Source organism: Krasilnikovia sp. MM14-A1004, from assembly GCF_047159485.1.
GTDB lineage: Bacteria > Actinomycetota > Actinomycetes > Mycobacteriales > Micromonosporaceae > Actinoplanes.
The window spans coordinates 248990-265705 of record NZ_AP038773.1; the positions used below are offsets into that span (position 1 = coordinate 248990).

General features: G+C 70.4%; 18 protein-coding genes and 1 pseudogene. 9 read left to right on the top strand and 10 right to left on the bottom strand.

From position 1 onward, the window contains the following. The first annotated feature begins 28 nt into the window (after window positions 1–28). Both ACMCNN_RS01170 and ACMCNN_RS01175 read left to right on the top strand, forming a co-directional pair. Window positions 29–511, top strand: a complete 483-nt coding sequence (locus ACMCNN_RS01170; RefSeq protein ID WP_412744318.1) for an SRPBCC family protein — start codon at window positions 29–31, stop codon at window positions 509–511. A gap of 103 nt (window positions 512–614) precedes the next feature. Then, window positions 615–2177 carry a glycosyltransferase family 39 protein gene (locus ACMCNN_RS01175; protein ID WP_412744319.1) on the top strand — a complete coding sequence of 521 codons (1563 nt, stop codon included), beginning with the start codon at window positions 615–617 and terminating at the stop codon, window positions 2175–2177. Window positions 2178–2315: 138 nt separating this feature from the next. On the opposite strand, the gene hisC is transcribed toward ACMCNN_RS01175, so the two are convergent. The 4 genes from hisC to hppD are packed head-to-tail and all read right to left on the bottom strand — an operon-like array spanning window position 2316 to window position 6541. Next, window positions 2316–3395, bottom strand: coding sequence for a histidinol-phosphate transaminase (hisC, locus tag ACMCNN_RS01180; RefSeq protein ID WP_412744320.1), 1080 nt, complete (start codon window positions 3393–3395; stop codon window positions 2316–2318). Beyond that, complete coding sequence (locus tag ACMCNN_RS01185) at window positions 3392–4636, bottom strand: RDD family protein (protein ID WP_412744321.1); 1245 nt, start codon at window positions 4634–4636, stop codon at window positions 3392–3394. The genes hisC and ACMCNN_RS01185 overlap by 4 nt, the downstream gene beginning before the upstream one ends. Continuing rightward, entirely contained in the window at window positions 4633–5373 is a 741-nt protein-coding gene (locus ACMCNN_RS01190; RefSeq protein ID WP_412744322.1) for an RDD family protein, read from the bottom strand. Before ACMCNN_RS01190 ends, ACMCNN_RS01185 begins: the two co-directional genes overlap by 4 nt. Before the next feature lie 10 nt (window positions 5374–5383). Beyond that, entirely contained in the window at window positions 5384–6541 is a 1158-nt protein-coding gene (gene hppD, locus ACMCNN_RS01195) for a 4-hydroxyphenylpyruvate dioxygenase (protein WP_412744323.1), read from the bottom strand. An 88-nt stretch (window positions 6542–6629) separates the two neighbouring features. Between hppD and ACMCNN_RS01200 the strand changes: the two genes are divergently transcribed. The 3 genes from ACMCNN_RS01200 (at window position 6630) to ACMCNN_RS01210 (ending at window position 10246) form a co-directional block, all read left to right on the top strand. Beyond that, window positions 6630–7118, top strand: a complete 489-nt coding sequence (locus tag ACMCNN_RS01200) for an Lrp/AsnC family transcriptional regulator (protein WP_412744324.1) — start codon at window positions 6630–6632, stop codon at window positions 7116–7118. Window positions 7119–7207: 89 nt separating this feature from the next. Further along, window positions 7208–8521, top strand: coding sequence for a hypothetical protein (locus tag ACMCNN_RS01205; RefSeq protein WP_412744325.1), 1314 nt, complete (start codon window positions 7208–7210; stop codon window positions 8519–8521). Between the two features lie 39 nt (window positions 8522–8560). Then, entirely contained in the window at window positions 8561–10246 is a 1686-nt protein-coding gene (locus ACMCNN_RS01210; protein ID WP_412744326.1) for a fumarate hydratase, read from the top strand. Window positions 10247–10251: 5 nt separating this feature from the next. Here ACMCNN_RS01210 and ACMCNN_RS01215 read toward each other — a convergent pair whose 3' ends face one another. The 4 genes and pseudogenes from ACMCNN_RS01215 to ACMCNN_RS01230 form a co-directional block, all read right to left on the bottom strand. Next, window positions 10252–10650: an arsenate reductase ArsC gene (locus ACMCNN_RS01215; protein WP_412744327.1), complete on the bottom strand. Its 399-nt coding sequence runs from the start codon at window positions 10648–10650 to the stop codon at window positions 10252–10254. A 17-nt stretch (window positions 10651–10667) separates the two neighbouring features. Further along, complete coding sequence (locus ACMCNN_RS01220) at window positions 10668–11168, bottom strand: N-acetyltransferase family protein (protein ID WP_412744328.1); 501 nt, start codon at window positions 11166–11168, stop codon at window positions 10668–10670. Between the two features lie 23 nt (window positions 11169–11191). Further along, window positions 11192–11893: pseudogene (locus ACMCNN_RS01225) on the bottom strand (aquaporin); the annotation flags it as partial. After that, on the bottom strand, window positions 11890–12222 hold the full coding sequence (locus tag ACMCNN_RS01230; RefSeq protein WP_412747009.1) for an ArsR/SmtB family transcription factor: 333 nt from the start codon (window positions 12220–12222) through the stop codon (window positions 11890–11892). The gene ACMCNN_RS01230 and the pseudogene ACMCNN_RS01225, both read right to left, overlap by 4 nt. A 127-nt stretch (window positions 12223–12349) precedes the next feature. On the opposite strand from ACMCNN_RS01230, the gene ACMCNN_RS01235 reads away from it, so the two are divergent. The 3 genes from ACMCNN_RS01235 to ACMCNN_RS01245 all read left to right on the top strand — a co-directional run bounded on the left by ACMCNN_RS01235 (window position 12350) and on the right by ACMCNN_RS01245 (window position 13839). Continuing rightward, complete coding sequence (locus ACMCNN_RS01235; RefSeq protein ID WP_412747010.1) at window positions 12350–12793, top strand: ArsI/CadI family heavy metal resistance metalloenzyme; 444 nt, start codon at window positions 12350–12352, stop codon at window positions 12791–12793. A gap of 61 nt (window positions 12794–12854) precedes the next feature. Further along, window positions 12855–13124: a DUF1778 domain-containing protein gene (locus tag ACMCNN_RS01240; RefSeq protein ID WP_412744329.1), complete on the top strand. Its 270-nt coding sequence runs from the start codon at window positions 12855–12857 to the stop codon at window positions 13122–13124. A gap of 1 nt (window position 13125) precedes the next feature. Further along, on the top strand, window positions 13126–13839 hold the full coding sequence (locus ACMCNN_RS01245) for a hypothetical protein (RefSeq protein ID WP_412744330.1): 714 nt from the start codon (window positions 13126–13128) through the stop codon (window positions 13837–13839). A 62-nt stretch (window positions 13840–13901) separates the two neighbouring features. On the opposite strand, the gene ACMCNN_RS01250 is transcribed toward ACMCNN_RS01245, so the two are convergent. Then, window positions 13902–14408, bottom strand: a complete 507-nt coding sequence (locus ACMCNN_RS01250; protein WP_412744331.1) for a hypothetical protein — start codon at window positions 14406–14408, stop codon at window positions 13902–13904. 103 nt (window positions 14409–14511) lie between these two features. Further along, entirely contained in the window at window positions 14512–15024 is a 513-nt protein-coding gene (locus ACMCNN_RS01255; protein WP_412744332.1) for a hypothetical protein, read from the bottom strand. A 234-nt stretch (window positions 15025–15258) separates the two neighbouring features. Here ACMCNN_RS01255 and ACMCNN_RS01260 point away from each other — a divergent pair, with 234 nt between their 5' ends. Continuing rightward, window positions 15259–16695: a basic amino acid/polyamine antiporter gene (locus ACMCNN_RS01260; protein WP_412744333.1), complete on the top strand. Its 1437-nt coding sequence runs from the start codon at window positions 15259–15261 to the stop codon at window positions 16693–16695. Window positions 16696–16716: the final 21 nt, after the last annotated feature.

The window sequence follows — 16716 nt, forward strand, 5'->3', positions numbered from 1 at the left end:
CCGTACCGTGTATCCGGGAGGTCACGCTATGTCGACGGTCGCGGTCACCCGGTTGGTCGAGGCGCCGGTGGGTGAGGTCTGGCGCGTGTTCACTGACCTGTCCCGGCGAGCGCGATGGTTGTCCACGGTCCACCGGGTCGAGCCCCTCACGCCCGGCGATTTCCGCTCCGGGACGGCCTGGCGCGAGGCCCGGACCATGGCCGACGGCTCCGAGATCACCGAGGAGTTCCGGGTCAGCGACTGCGCGGTGCCCGAGCAGTTCGTGGTCGAGTCCCCCGGGATCGGGGCGGACTACCGGATGACCTACACGTTCGCGCCCGTGACGGCGGGGCGGCACTCCGGCGGCACCATGGTCACGGCCGTTCAGGACGGCACCCCGACCGAGCCGCGCGGGCGGCTGCTGGCGCTGGTCTTCGGCGGGCTGGCCGCGGCCACGGTCGAGGGCGCGCTGCGCCAGGACCTCGACGACCTGGCCCACGCCGCCGCCAACCCGAACACCGAAGCCGCCTGAGGCGGGCCGGTACCGCCGCCGGGGTCGTGCCGGGCTCCGGGCAGTGGATCCACTTCCGTAGGATCGGTCGCTCGCGGTAGAGCGGATCGACGGGGGTGACGGCGTGGCCATCGGGATCACCACGGGTGCCGGGCCGACCCCGGGTGGTGAGCTTGCCGACGGCGCACCGGCGCCCGCGGCGAAACGGTCCACAGTGCGCACCGTGCCCGTTCCGCTGCGCGTCGCGGCGGTGCCGTTCGTCGTCACGCTGGTGGTGACGCTGGTCGGCATCGGTGACCGGCAGCTGTGGCGCGACGAACACGCGACGTGGTGGGCCGCCTCGTTGTCCTGGGCGGATCTGCGTCACCTGGTCGGCACCGTGGACCTGGTGCTCTTCCCGTACTACGTGCTGATGCACGTCTGGATCGACGTGTTCGGCGACTCCCCGGCGGCGCTCCGGGTGCCGTCGGCGCTGTTCATGGCCGTGGCGGCCGGTTTGCTGGCACTGCTGGGCCGGCGGCTGTTCGACACACCGAGCGGCCTGGTCGCCGGGCTGCTGCTGGCGGTCGTCCCGGCGATCTCGCGGTACGGCCAGGAGGCACGCCCGTACGCGATGACCCTGGCCGCCACCGTCGCGGCCGCTCTGCTACTGTTGCGGGCGCTGGAGAAACCGACGCCATGGCGGTGGGCGGGCTACGGCCTTGCCGTGTTGTGGGTGGCGTGCAGCCACGCCGTCGCGCTCATGGCGCTGGCGGCGCACCTGGTCGCCGTGGCGTCGGCGGCCGCCGGGGCGTCAACGACCGCCGAGACCGGTGCGCGGCGCCGTCGGATCCTGTTCGGATGGGCGATCGCGCTGGGCGCCGCGCTGGTGACGGCCGCCCCGTTGGTGCTGGTGGGAATGCGGCAGGGCGGGCAGATCGGCTGGGTGCCCGACCCGATCTGGGCGCGGGTGGAGTCGTTCCCGGCCAGCATGTTCATGAGCGGTGCGGTGGCCGGATTCATCGTCGTGCTCGGTGTGGTGGCGCTCGTCCTGACCCGGGCAGCGCCGGGTCCGGATCGCCGGCCGGGCCTCCTGCTGGCGGCCTGGGCCGTGCTGCCGCCGGTGCTCGCGTACTACACCTTCGACGCGTTCGGCCTGTTCTATCCCCGGTATCTGCTGTTCACCGTTCCGGCGTGGGTGCTGGCCGCCGCGTGGGGGCTGCGCCGCCTCGCCGGTCGCGCACTCGTTCCCGTCGCGCTGGCCGCCCTCGTCGCGGTGGGCGGGGCGTCCCTGCCGGCGCAGCGGTTCGTCCGCTCGGACGCGGCGCAGAACGAGTTCGCCTTCGCCGCTGCCGCCCGCTACCTCGGCGACCGCGAGTCACCCGGGGACGGCGTGGTCTACACCGGATATCCGAAGACCCACCGCGCCTTCCGGTACGAACTCGAACAGGCCGGCAGGCCCGTGCCGCCCGAGATCCTCAGCGAGCCGCCGCCCGGACAGCCGTGGTCGTGGCAACGGATCGACCGCGCCGACCCGGCGGCCGCCCTGGCCGGCTACCGGCGGGTCTGGCTGGTCTCCACCGACCCGGGCAAGGACGCCCTGAGCGGCGTCTCCCCGGCCGTCCGCGCGGTGCTGGCGGACCGCTACACCGTCGCCGACACCCGGACATTCCACCGCATGCGCGTCTCGCTGCTGATCGCCGAGTAGCCGGGCGGGGCCCCGGTGCAGTCGCCCGCCCGTCGGATTCGACGGACGGGCGAGCGCCCGTACTCCTGCGGCGGTGCCGGACCAGTGCCCGCTACCCGGCGGCGGCGTCAGGCCAACGCCCGCCATCCGGCGGCGGCGTCAGGCCAGGGCCTGCTCCGCGGCGGCGAGGAAGGCGTCGTTCTCCTCGGGCGTGCCGATGGTCACGCGGACGCCGTCCGGCTGGAAGGCGCGGACGATGACGCCGCGCGACTCGCACGCCGCGCCGAATGCCGCGGCCCGATCGCCCAGCGGCAGCCACACGAAGTTCGCCTGGCTGTCCGGGACCTCCACCTGCAGCTTGCGCAGCGCCTCGGTGACCCGGTCGCGTTCGGCGATGATCAGCGCGCAGCGCCGCGTCACCTCGTCCTCGGCGTCCAGCGCGGCCAGCGCGGCGGCCTGCGCCAGCAGGTTGGTGGAGAACGGCGTCACCACCTTGCGGATGGTCGCGGCCACCTCCGGCTGGGCCACCAGGAAACCCATCCGCAGCCCGGCCAGGCCCCACGCCTTGGACATGGTGCGCAGCACCACGACGTTGGGCCGGTCACCGTACGCGTCGAGGCCGTCGGGCACCTGGTCGTCCGTGACGAACTCCCGGTACGCCTCGTCGAGCACCACGAGCACGTCGTCGGGCACCCGGGCGAGGAACCGGTCCAGCTCGGCCCGGCGCACGCTGGTGCCGGTCGGGTTGTTCGGGTTGCACACGATGACCAGGCGGGTCCGGTCCGTGATCGCGTCGGCCATCGCGGACAGGTCGTGGCCGTGCCCGGCGGTGTTGGGCACACGTACGCCGGTCGCACCGGCACCCGTGGCGATGATCGGGTACGCCTCGAAGGACCGCCACGCGTGCACGATCTCGTCACCGGGCAGGCAGGTCGCCTTGGCCAGGGTCTCGGCCAGCGCCACGGAGCCGCAGCCGGTGACGACCCGGTCGGGGCTCACGCCGTACCGGTCGGCGAGCCGGTCGCGCAGGGCGACCACGCCCATGTCGGGGTAGCGGTGCACCGTGCGGGCCGCCTCGGCGATCGCCTCGGGCACCCCCGGCAGCGGACCGTACGGGACTTCGTTGCTGGCCAGCTTGATGGCCTCGGTCAGCCCGAGGTCGCGGGCCAGATCGGCGACGTTGCGCCCGGCCACGTACGCGGGCAGGGCGTCCAGGTCGGCGCGGGTGAGCCGGGTCATTTCTCTCCTCCGGAGTGGTCGCCGCCGTCGGCGGCCTCGACAGGGCGGCGGTACCCCGCCGGTAGCGCGACCACCACGGTCTGCGCGGACTTGTCGTGCAATGCCTGCCGCAGCCGCGGATCGAACAGCGGCGAAGCCGAGTCGATGAACTGCAGCACCAGCCCGAGACCCCAGAACGTCCAGAATGGGGTCCACAGGCCGAGCCGGGCCCAGCGCCGGAACGAGCGGCCGAAGCCGATCTGTTCGGTGTTCTCCATCGGGAACACCTTGACCTGCATGAGCCGCTTGCCGAGGGTCTGGCCGCGGTTGGCCGTGGCCGGTACCTCGTACGCGAACCACAGTGCGGTCGCGATGATCAGGATGGTGAACATGAGGTAGCTGGCGCGCAGCGATGCCGGCTGCGGCGTCGCGTGGACGGGGTCGGTCATGGCGGCGCGCAGGATCGGTTCGACCTCCAGCCACCACTGGTACGCGAACCAGCCGTTCACGGCGATGTTGAGCAGCAGCACCATGAAGATGTCGACGAACCGCGCCACGAGCCGGCGCCCGAACCCGGCCAGCGCGAAGCCGTGCGGCCGCAGTTGGGGAATGTACGCCCAGGAGTAGCCGGGCGTACCCGGAGCGGGCGGCTGCCACCCCGGCGGTGGCTGCCATCCGGGCGGCGGTTGCCATCCCGGCGGCGGGTGCCATCCGGGCGGGGGTCCCCAGCCCGACGGCGGAGCCGGTGCGGCGGGACCGTTCCCGCCCGGATGGAACCCACCGGGATAGGGCCCACCGGGATACGGCCCACCCGGATACGGGCCGCCGGGATAGGGCCCACCGGGATACGGAACGCCCGACTGAGGGCCGCCTGGATAGGGCATGCCCGGCTGGACGCCGGGCTGAGGGCCACCCGGGTAGGGCAGGCCGGGATGGGTCGCGGAGGGAGGGACCGCACCGGGAGACGCCGCATCGGGTGCGTTCGGACCAGGTGGGTTCGGACCGGGTGCGTTCGTACCGGGTGCGGGCACGCCGGGTGCCGGCTGCCCCGGAGCGGCTGCGCCGGGATGGGCCGCGCCAAGGGTGGACGCGCCCGGGGTGGCGGTGCCCGGGGCCGGCGAGGTCGGCTCCTCCGGTGGCGGCCCGTCCGGCGGCACGGCGTCGGCCGGGATCGGCCTACCCACCCAGCCCTCGCCGTCCCACCAGCGCTGGGTCGACGGGTCGGCCGGATCCTTGTACCAGCCCGCGGGCAGGGAGGTCATGCTGGAACCTTAACGACGACTGTCTGCCCGGCCTTGTCGTGGAGGCACTGCTGGAACGGCTTGTCCCACAACTGCCACAGCCCGTCGATGTAGAACAGGAACGGCACGAGGGTCCCGCCGACGTAGGCGACGAAATACCGCTTGGCGGCCATGCCGCGGGTCAGCGTCGCGGTGGGATCCAACGGCACCACCCGGATCTTGAGGACCTTTTTCCCGAAGGTCTGTCCGGAGCGGTACATCATCTCCACGTAGTACACGTAGTACGCCGCCAGGGCCAGCACGAACAGGCCGATTTCCATCAGCATCAGCGGCAGGAACATCTCGGTGAAGAAGTTCGGCATGGGCGCCGGGTCCGAGTACGGGTCGGCGCTCACCGAGAAGTCGGTCATCCGGCTGACCATCAGGAAGAAGACCGGCACGAAGACGATCATCAGAGCGCCCGTGAGGATGGCGGCGTCGATGAGATGTGCCAGCAGCCGGGTGCCGAAGTCCGCGAGCGGCTGTCCGCCCGGGCTCATCGCCGGTGGCTGATACCCGTAACCGAGGGGAGGCGCGTAGCCGGGCGGGGGCGGGCCGTAACCCGGCGGGGGCACGTAGCCGGGCGGTGGGCCGTACCCGGGTGGCGGGCCGTATCCCGGCTGCGGGTGTCCGGAGGGCTGGCCGGGGATGGGGCCGGGCGGCGGCCCGTACCCGGAGGGGGTGCCGGGCCGTCCGCCCGCGTCGGATGGCTGTGTCACGCAGACAGTGTTACAGGTTGCCGCGCAGTTCCTGCTCCCGCTCGATCGCCTCGAACAGCGCCTTGAAGTTGCCCTTGCCGAAGCCGAGCGAGCCGTGGCGCTCGATCAGCTCGAAGAACACGGTCGGGCGGTCCTGCACGGGCTTGGTGAAGATCTGCAGCAGGTAGCCGTCCTCGTCCCGGTCGACCAGGATGCGGCGCTTCTTCAGCTCCTCGATCGGCACCCGGACGTTGCCGATGCGGGCGCGCAGCTCCGGGTCGTCGTAGTACGAGTCGGGGGTGGCCAGGAACTCGACCCCGGCGGCGCGCATGGCGTCGACGCTGGCCAGGATGTCGTTGGTCGCCACGGCGATGTGCTGGGCGCCCGGCCCGCCGTAGAACTCCAGGTACTCGTCGATCTGCGACTTGCGCTTCGAGACGGCTGGCTCGTTCAGCGGGAACTTGACCTTGCGGGTGCCGTCCGCGACGACCTTGCTCATCAGGGCCGAGTAGTCGGTGGCGATGTCGTCGCCGACGAACTCGGCCATGTTGGTGAAGCCCATGACGCGGCGGTAGAACTCCACCCACTCGTCCATCTTGCCGAGCTCGACGTTGCCGACGACGTGGTCGACCGCCTGGAAGAAGCGCTTGGGCTGCAGGCCGGCGTCGATGGCGGGCTGCCGGTCCACGATCGGGCCGCGGGCGACGAAACCGGGCAGGAACGGCCCGTCGTAGCCGGAACGGTCGATCAGGGTGTGGATCGTTTCACCGTACGTGGCGATGGCGGCGAGCCGGACCGTGCCGTGCTCGTCCTTGACGTCGTGCGGCTCGGTGACCGAGCGGGCGCCCGCCTCGATCGCGTGCCGGTACGCGGCGTCGACGTCCGGGACGGCCAGGGCGATGTCCTTGATGCCGTCGCTGTGCCGGGTGACGTGGTCGGCGCCGGGCGCGTCGACGTGCACCGCGCCGGTGATCAGGAACCGGGCGGAACCGCTGACCAGGACGTACTCGGCGTGGTCGCGGTAGCCGTGCTCGGGGCCCCGGTACGCGACGCAGGTCATCCCGAACGCGGTCGAGTAGTAGTGGGCCGCCTGCTTCGCGTTGCCCACGAGGAACTGCAGGTAGTCGACGCCCTTGACCGGGAACACGTCGACGTCGGGCGACTGGGCGGCTGCCATCATCTGCGTCATGTGCCGAGGTTGGCGCAGGTCACAGCGCTGGGCAACTGTCTCGTTCTTGGCTGATCAGTCTGCGCATTCGGTATCGTTTCCACTCACCATGGCTATACAAGATGTCCAGCTCGACGCGCTCGACGCGCGGCTGCTCACCCTGCTGCAGGCGGAACCGCGGATCGGCGTGCTCGAACTGTCCCGCCGTCTCGCGGTCGCCCGCGGCACGGTCCAGGCCCGCCTGGACAAGCTGATCGCCCGCGGCGCGATCCGCGGCTTCGGCCCGGACGTGGCCCCGGACGTGATCGGCTTCGGAGTGACCAGCTTCGTCACCCTGGAGATCAGCCAGCGGTACGGCCACGACGCGGTCGCCGCCCACCTGGCCGAGATCCCGGAGGTGCTGGAGGCGCACACGATCACCGGGGCCGGGGACATCCTGTGCCGGATCGTGGCCCGCTCCAACGCCGATCTGCAGCGCGTCATCGACCAGATCGTCGGCTACGAGGGGATCATGCGGGCCTCCACGATCATCGCGCTGGCCGAGATGATCCCCTACCGGGTGCTGCCCCTGGTGCGATCCGCCGCATCGGGGGGCTGAAACCCACTGCGAAATTTGGGGCACAATCCCTCGACACGGGCGAATCGTGCTCCGGGGTGGGGCGGCCGGAAATCGTTAGGTTGTCCGGCGTGGCGGCCGGTGGGGCGTGGCGGGGCTACGCGGTCTGCGCCGGTGTGGTCTACATCGTGCTGGCCGCAGCCGGGTGGGTGCCCAACCCGCTCCCGAAGCTGTGGGACTGGATCGACCGCAGCGAGCCCGTCGCCCCCGGCGCCGCGAAGTGGCAGGCCCAGATCGGCGGCACCCCGCGCAGCGTCACGATCGCCGACGACGCGGTCATCGTCGAGTACCGCACCTCGATCGAGGCCTACGGGGTCGGTGCCGGCGTACGGCTGTGGAAGTCCGACGCCGACTGGTCGGCGGTGGCGGGCAACGGCGCGAACCCGGTCGTGGTCACCGGGCGGCTGGCCACCAAGGGTTACCAGGTGCTCGACGCGCATACCGGTGCCGTCCGGCGCAGCGACAACGCGGCGACGGCGGTCTGGACGTACACGAATGCGATCTTGGATTTGCACTGCGGTGACCCGGGCTGCGAGCTCACCGCCTGGGATCCGCGCGGCGGCGACCCGCTGTGGCGGGTGCCGTCGCCGAGCCTGGGCTTCGTGCTGGACGGGGACAACCCGGACCTGCCGGGCACCCGGCCGCTGACCAGCGGCCAGATCGACGACCAGATCGCCGGGCCCACCCAGATGCCCGCGCTGCTTGGGCTGCCCGACGGCGACCAGGTCCGGATCGTCGACACGGCCGCCGGGAAGCTGGTGCAGACGGTCGCGCAGGGTACGCGGCAGCGGGTCGCGCTGGCCGGTGGCCGCCTCCTCACCGTGACCGGGGAGGCGCGCGACGGCACCTGCTACTACCGCGTGGCGGCGACCGATCCGCCGGCCACCGATCCGGTGTGGCAGCGCGACGTCAACCTGCGCACCGCCGACGACGGCGCGGCCTGCCGCCAGGATCAGGACCCGGTCGGCGGCGGTGACGTGGTGCTCGGGGTCGACCCGGTGGGGCAGCAGGTGCTGATCGCGGCGCACGACGGGCGCGACCTGTGGCACGGCACCGACGGGCAGCGGGTGATGGCGGTCGACGACCGGTACGCCGTCGTGCGCGACGCGGACGGGCACACGGCGCGCGGGCGCTCCTTCGCCCGGGGCGGCGCCGGGTGGCGGCGGTCGATCGGCGCGGGCGCCCAGGCGGCCGTGACCCCCTACGCGGCCGTGCTGGTCGAGCCGAAACAGCAGCGGGTCACCGCGGTCAGTCCCGGCACGGGCAGGGTGCTGGCCGAGGTCAAGACCACCGGCAAGCCGTACGCGGTGGGGCCCGGCGGGCTGGTGCTCGTCTCCGGGCGGGACCTCGCGTACGTGCCGTTCGCCGTTGATCGAGCAGGTTGATTCGCACCTTGAGCAGGCACTGGCTTAGGCTTTCCGCTCATGAGCAGAGCCGCCGCTTTCTCGTACGCCCCGTTGCTGCCTATCGGTGACGACCTGACCGAATACCGCCTGATTACGGACGAGGGCGTGGACGTGGTCAACGGGCCGGGCGGGCGTCGCTTCCTGACGGTCGAGCAGTCGGTGATCACGCAGCTCACCGCGGAGGCGATGCACGACATCGCGCACTACCTGCGCCCCGCACACCTGACCCAGCTGCGGTCGATCATCGACGACCCCAAGGCGTCGGCGAACGACCGCTTCGTCGCCCTGGACCTGCTGCGCAACGCGAACATCGCGGCGGGCGGGGTGCTGCCCATGTGCCAGGACACCGGCACCGCGATCGTCATGGGCAAGCGGGGGCGCCACGTGCTCACCGACGGCCAGGACGAGCGGGCGATCGCGCAGGGCGTGTACCAGGCGTACACGAGGCTCAACCTGCGGTATTCGCAGCTCGCCCCGCTGACCATGTGGGACGAGAAGAACACCGGCACGAACCTGCCCGCGCAGATCGAGCTGTACGCAGAGGACCCGGGCGGGCACCCCGACGCGTACAAGTTCCTCTTCATGGCCAAGGGCGGCGGCTCGGCCAACAAGTCGTACCTGTACCAGGAGACCAAGGCGCTGCTCAGCCCGGCGCGGCTGATGGAGTTCCTGGACGAGAAGCTGCGGTTGATCGGGACCTCGGCGTGCCCGCCGTACCACCTCGCGGTGGTCATCGGCGGCACCAGCGCCGAGCACGCGCTCAAGACCGCGAAGCTGGCCAGCGCCAAGTACCTGGACAACCTGCCCCGGCAGGGGTCGATGACCGCGCACGGCTTCCGCGACGTCGAGCTGGAGGCGGCCGTCCTCGAACTGACCCGCGACTTCGGCATCGGGGCGCAGTTCGGCGGCCGGTACTTCTGCCACGACGTACGCGTGATCCGCCTGCCCCGGCACGGCGCCTCCTGTCCCGTGGCCATCGCGGTGTCCTGCTCGGCCGACCGGCAGGCCCTCGCCAAGATCACGCCGTCCGGCGTGTGGCTGGAGCGGCTGGAGACCGACCCGGCCCGGTTCCTGCCCGACGTCACGGACGAGCACCTGGAGACCGACGAGGTCGTCCGCGTCGACCTGAACCGCCCGATGGACGAGATCCGGGCGGAGCTGTCGAAGTACCCGGTCAAGACCCGGCTGTCGCTGTCCGGCCCGCTGGTCGTGGCCCGCGACATCGCCCACGCGAAGATCGCCGAACGGCTGGACGCGGGCGAGCCGATGCCGCAGTACCTGCGCGACCACGCGGTCTACTACGCGGGCCCGGCGAAGACCCCCGAGGGGTACGCGTCCGGCTCGTTCGGCCCGACCACGGCCGGCCGGATGGACTCGTACGTGGAGAAGTTCCAGGCGGCGGGCGGCTCGCTGCTCATGCTGGCCAAGGGCAACCGCTCCGCGCAGGTCACCCGCGCCTGCCAGAGCCACGGCGGGTTCTACCTCGGCTCGATCGGCGGCCCGGCGGCCCGGCTGGCCCAGGACTGCATCAAGCACGTAGAGGTGCTCGAATACCCCGAGCTGGGCATGGAAGCGGTGTGGAAGATCGAGGTCGAGGACTTCCCCGCCTTCATCGTCGTCGACGACAAGGGCAACGACTTCTTCGCCGACGTGACCCGCCCCAAGAGCGTCCTGCAGGTGGGCAGCAAACCCCCGGCGTCGTAACGCTCCTACCCGGCGAGTTCCGCGAGGAGCTTCTCGACCCGGGTACGGATGTCGTCGCGGATCGGGCGGACGGCGTCGAGGCCCTTGCCGGCGGGGTCGTCCAGCTTCCAGTCCTCGTACCGTTTGCCGGGGAAGTAGGGGCAAGCGTCGCCGCAGCCCATGGTGACGACCACGTCGGACGCCTCGACCGTGCCGGGGTCCAGCAGCTTGGGCCGCTGGTCGGTGATGTCGATGCCGACCTCGCGCATGGCCGCGACGGCGGCGGGGTTGATCGTGTCGGCGGGAGCGGAGCCCGCGGAGCGGACCTCTACCGCGTCCCCGGCGAGGTGGCGCAGCCATCCCGCGGCCATCTGGGAGCGGCCGGCATTGTGGACGCAGACGAACAGGACGCTCGGCTTGGACATGTACGGGTGCTCCTCTGTCAGACGATGGTGGGGCTGCGGCGTTCGAGCAGGATGACGTCGCGCCAGCGGCCGTGGTGGCGGCCGATGCGTTCGCGGGTGCCGACGACGCGGAATCCGCAGGCGGTGTGCAGGGCCAGGCTGGCGGCGTTCTCGCCGAAGATGCCGGACTGGATCGTCCAGATCCCGGCCTGCTCGGTGGAGTCGATCAGCGCGTGCAGCAGGGCCCGGCCGACGCCCCGGCCGCGGGCATCGGGGTGGACGTAGACGGAATGCTCGACCACTCCGGCGTAGACGCACCGGTCGGACACCTGGCTGCAGGCGACCCACCCGAGGACCCGGTCATCGTCGTCGACGGCGACGAATCGGTGCCCGGCCATGCGGGTGGTGGTGAACTGATCCCAGCTGGGCGGTTCGGTCTCGAAGGTGGCGTCACCGGTGGCGATGCCCAGCCGGTAGATGTCGAGAACCGTCTCGGCGTGCGCGTCGTGCATCGGCACGATCCGCAGCTCCTCACTCATGGCATCTCCTCGGCGGCGAGGCGGGGGACGGTGACCGCGTCGGCGGCCGGGGCGATGTCCGGGTACCACCAGCGGATCGCGGCCACCGCGACCACGGCGCCGACCATCTGCGCGACGACGAATCCCGGCACGGAGGCGGGGGCGATCCCGGCGAAGGTGTCGGTGAACGCCCGCCCGATGGTCACCGCCGGATTCGCGAACGAGGTGGACGAGGTAAACCAGTACGCGGCACCGATGTAGGCGCCGACCGCGGCGGGGGCCGCGTTGGTGCGCCCGGAGCGGGCCAGCGCGAACACCAGCAGGACCAGGCCGCTCGTGGCGACGATCTCGGCCAGCCACAGGTTTCCGCCGGTGCGCGACGTGTGGGACAGGGCGACGGCAGGTTGGCCGAACATCACGTCGGCGAGTACCGCGCCGGTGATCGCGCCGCCGATCTGGACGGCCGCGTACACCGCCAGCTCGCGAAGCGAAAGGCCGGTGCGGGCCGGTCGGCCGCACCACCAGTCGACGGCGGAGACGACCGGGTTGAAGTGCGCTCCGGAGACCGGGCCGAAGGTCAGGATCAGCGCGGCCAGGGCGAGCGCGGTGGCTACCGCGTTCTCCAGCAGCTGCAGGCCGACGTCGTTGGGGGAGAGCCGGGTGGCGGCGATGCCGGAGCCGACCACGGCCGCGGTGAGCAGGGCGGTGCCGGTGAACTCCGCGGATGCGCGGCGGGCCAGGCTCATGCGGTCGTCCCGGTGGCGGCCGTGGTGTCGGAGGGGTCGAGGAATTGGGAGAGCCCGGCGAGCCTGTCCGGGACGATCCAGTAGTAGACCCAGGTGCCCCGGCGTTCGCAGTCGACCAGCCCGGACTCGCGGAGCTGCCGCAGGTGGTACGAGATCGTGGGGCCGGTCAGGTCGAACGCGTCGGTGATCTCGCAGACGCACACCTCGCCGCCGTTGCGCGCGGCGATCAGGGAGAGCACGCGAAGTCGTACCGGGTCGCCGAGGACCTTGAACGCCCGGGCCAGTTCGGCGGCCCCGTCGGGGCTGAGGGCTTCGGCGACCATCGGCATGCAGCAGTCGGCGGAGTCGATCACCGGCAGATTCTTCCTAGACACCTCTCTAGGTTGACAGCTCTCTAGGTTGAGTGCAAGCTGCCTAGAGAGTCATCTAGATAGCTGAGTCGATGGAGGTATGACGATGTCTCGTGTGCAGCTCGCCCTGCGGGTGTCCGACCTGGAAGCGTCGGTGGCGTTCTACTCGAAGTTGTTCGGGGTCGACGCGGCCAAGCGCCGCCCCGGGTACGCCAATTTCGCCATCACCGAGCCGCCGCTGAAGCTGGTCCTCATCGAGGGCGAGGGGGATCAGCCCACCGTGATGGATCACCTGGGCGTGGAGGTGTTCAGCACCGACGAGGTCACCGCCGCCACCCGGCGACTCACCGAGTCCGGGCTGGTCACCCTGACCGAGGACAACACGGAGTGCTGCTACGCCCTGCAGGACAAGGTGTGGGTCCGGGGTCCCGGGGATGAGCCGTGGGAGGTGTACGTCGTCAAGGCCGACGCCGACAAGCTCGACAAGGCTCCGGCGAGCGTGTGCTGCGGCGGAGGGCCTGCCCAGACCGAGGTTTGTTGTATGCCCTAGAGGGTGCCGTACATTCGCCGTACAGTGGTCTGGCACGGCACATGACCGGATGGAGTCTCAGATGAGCGCCAAGACTGAGCGCATCGAGGTGCGAGCGGACGAGACCAGCAAGTCACGCATCTCGGAGGCAGCCGAACTGCTCGGTGAACCAGTTTCAGCCTTCATGGTGCGTTCCGCGCGTGCGGAGGCTGACAAGGTTCTCGCCAGAGCGCACCGGACCGTTATGCCCGCAGAACAGTTCGATCTACTCATCTCGGCACTTGATGAGGCGGACGAAGCGCCGATGCTCGCCGAGATCGCCAACCGCCCCCGTCGTTTCCGGCGAGCGTGAGATGTTTCTGTCGAGTCGACTAAAGGATCGTCATAACCTCGCTCAGTTCGACTGCGGGGAGCCCTCTCTGAATCTGTGGCTTGCTGAGCACGCCCGCCGTGCCCAGCTTGCCGGAACATCCCGCACCTATGTGTGGACGCCGGAGGACAGCGACGACGTGGTCGCCTACTACTCGGTCGCACCGACGCAGGTCGAGCGGGCCGAATTGACCGGCGGGCAGGCGGGTGGTTTCAGCGTCGTCCCCGCCTATCTGCTGACCCGATTCGCCTTGGACCAATCCATTCATGGGCAGGGCTTCAGCGACGACCTGCTCTTGGACGCCATCGAGGTCATCACGAAGGCGGCGACCGCTGCCGGTGGTCGATTGATCGTCGTTGACGCGATCAGCAGCCGGGCGGCGGCGTTCTACCAGCGGCGGGGCTTCCACCCGATCAAGGGTGATCCGTTGCGGCTGGTGATGAAGGTTGAGACAGCCAAGCGGGCTTTGAGTACGGGCAAGATGACGGTGAGTGTTCAGAGCGGTCTAGGTGTGGCAGGCATCGTCCTGTCCACTCCTCGCGGCGAGGCCGAGTCGGTCGTTGCGACGCCGGACGAACTACGGGCGATCGCCGCCGAACTGGAGAGCCGTGCGGAGGCTGCGGAACCCATCACAATGGATTCCCTACGAGAGGCCATCAAGACGGCCTTGGGCCGTGATCCCTTCAACGGGGCTTGACCGACGAGGGATGAGTAAGGGGGTACCGGCGCGCGCCGGTACCCCCTTACTCATGCCGGTAGTTACTCGCAGATCGGGGTGAGCGGGGCGAACCAGGCGTTCAGCTCGGTCTCGAAGTTCTTCTCGACGTCCTTCTCGGTCTTGAACTTCGCGAAGAACGCGTCACCCTCGGCGGCCTTGACCAGGTTGGCGGAGGCCTCCGCGCCGGCGGCCTGGAGCTTCGGGTCCTTCGCGGCCGCGGTCGCCTTCTTGACGTCGGCGGCCCAGTTCTTCAGCTCCGTGGCGGCAGCCTTCTGCGCCTTCGCGGCGTTCTGCGTCTGCTTGGTCTGCTTGTAACCGATCATCTTGCCGAGCTCCGCACCGAATGCCTCGGCGTCCTTCTGCAGCTCCTTCTCGAGCCCGCCGCAGATCTTCTTGGAGTCGGCGGTGTAGTCCGGCGCCGCCGTGGTGGTCGTGGTGGCGGGGGCGCCCGCGGGCGCGGCGGCGTCGGCGGTCTTGGTGTCGTTGCTGCAGGCGGCGCCGCTGAGCAGCACACCGCCAAGGGTCACGGCCAGGATGGCGCGTCGCATCGCAATTCCGTTCATCGAGGGGGAGATCGTTCGGGGACGATACGGTCGGTGCCGGTGGAGAGCAGACCGACTTCCGCGTGATCTGCCCAACCTCGATCGAGGGTCAGCCGCACACCCCGGCGACCGGGGTGAGCCACTGGCTCATCAGGCCCTCCAGCGACTTGTCCAGGTCCTTGGTGCTCTTGATCTTGTCGAGAAGAGCGCTGTCCTGCGCGCTCTTGCTGAACTTGGCGGCGGACTCCGCGCCCGCTTTGCGTAGCTCCGGGTCCTGAGCGGCCGCCGTCTGCTTGCGGATCTTCTCGGCGACCTTCTTCAGTTCGGCACGGGCCGCCTTCTCCGCCTTGTCCGCGGAATCGGCCTGCTTCGCCTCCCGGAAGGCGATCATCCTGCCCAGGTTCGTCCCGAAGTTCTTCAGGTCCGCCGTGAAGATCGTCTCCACCTGGCCGCACACCTTCTTCGTGTCGGCGGCGTAGCTCGCAGCGCTCGGGGCGGGCGCGGCCGCCGAGGTCGGGGCGGTGGTGCCCGCTGCCGTGGGGGTCGCGGTTTCCGCGTCGTCGCAGGCCGCCGTGGTCAGCAGAGCACCGCTGAGGGTCACGGCCAGGAGGGCGCGTCGCATCACAATGGATCCTGTTCGTCCGGGGGCCTAGGATCGTGCCACACAGGAGCAAAAACCCTCCGGACGATACGTGCGTCGCCCCGCCCCGTCCACCGCGGCCGGGCCGGGTGTGAGCCGCCACCGATTCGCTTCTCCGTGCGTACCCGTGACAAGGCACCGCAGACGTCGAAGTCATCTCACAAATCGGTCTTACCTCCTAAAATGTCCTTATCGGGCGACCTTGAGGGACGGGTGATGGCCGCGACCGACACGAACACCACGCAACCCACCGCCGCGAAGCTCACCTTCTGGACGATGACCGCGATGGTCGTCGGCTCGATGGTCGGCGCCGGCGTCTTCTCGCTGCCCCGCCGGTTCGCGCAGGAGACCGGCGTCATCGGCGCGCTCATCGCCTGGGTCATCGCGGGCACCGGCATGCTGATGCTGGCCTTCGTCTTCCAGACCCTCGCCGTCCGCAAGCCCGACCTCGACGCCGGGGTCTACGCGTACGCGAAGGCCGGGTTCGGCGAGTACCCCGGCTTCTTCTCCGCGTTCGGGTACTGGGCCAGCGCCTGCGTCGGCAACGTCACGTACTGGGTGCTGATCATGTCGACGATCGGCGCGATCGCTCCGGCACTGGGCGAGGGCGACACCCTGCTGGCCGTGGCGCTGTCCACGGTCGGGCTGTGGGCGTTCTTCTTCCTGATCCGGCGCGGCATCAAGGAGGCCACCGCGATCAACAAGGTCGTCACCGTCGCGAAGGTGGTGCCGATCCTGGTCTTCATCCTGCTGGCGCTGTTCTACCTGGACCCCAAGGTGTTCGCCGACAACCTGGCCGGCGCCGACTACGCCGGATCCCTCTTCAATCAGGTACGCGGCACCATGCTGGTCACGGTCTTCGTCTTCCTCGGTGTCGAGGGCGCCAGCGTGTACTCCCGGCACGCGAAGCGCCGCGAGGACGTCGGGCGGGCCACCATCCTCGGCTTCCTCAGCGTCTTCGCCGTCTTCGCCTCGGTCACGATCGTGTCGTACGGCATCCTGCCGATGAGTGAGATCGCCGAGCTGCGCCAGCCCTCCATGGCGGGGGTGCTGGAGGCGGCGGTCGGCACGTGGGGCGAGTGGTTCGTCAGCATCGGGCTGATCATCTCGGTGCTCGGCGCGTACCTGGCGTGGACGTTGATGGCGGCCGAGGTGCTGTTCGTCGCCGCCAAGGACGACGACATGCCGCGGTTCCTGCGCGGGGTCAACGCCGCCGACGTGCCCGTACCGGCGCTGCTGCTGTCGACCGCGCTGTCGCAGCTGTTCCTGATCGTCACGCTGTTCTCGGAGGACGCGTTCTCGTTCGCCCTCGACCTCACCAGCGCGCTGACGCTGATCCCGTTCCTGCTGGCCGCCGGCTACGCGGTGAAGGTCGCGCTGGGTCGCACCGGTGTCGGCCGGGGCACCTCGCGCGATCTGGTCATCGGCGGGCTGGCCACCGTGTACGTCGCGTTCCTGCTGTTCGCCGCCGGCCTGAAGTTCGTGCTCGTCTCGTTCATCGTGTACGCCCCGGCCACGGTGCTGTTCGCGATGGCCCGCCGCGAGCAGGGCCGACGGCTGTTCTCCCCGGCCGAGCTGGTGCTGTTCGTCGTGTCGATCGCCGGCGCGATCCTCGGCGTCGTCGCCCTGGCCGCCGGCTGGATCCACCTCTGACCCCGCCGACAAACCCTGTTT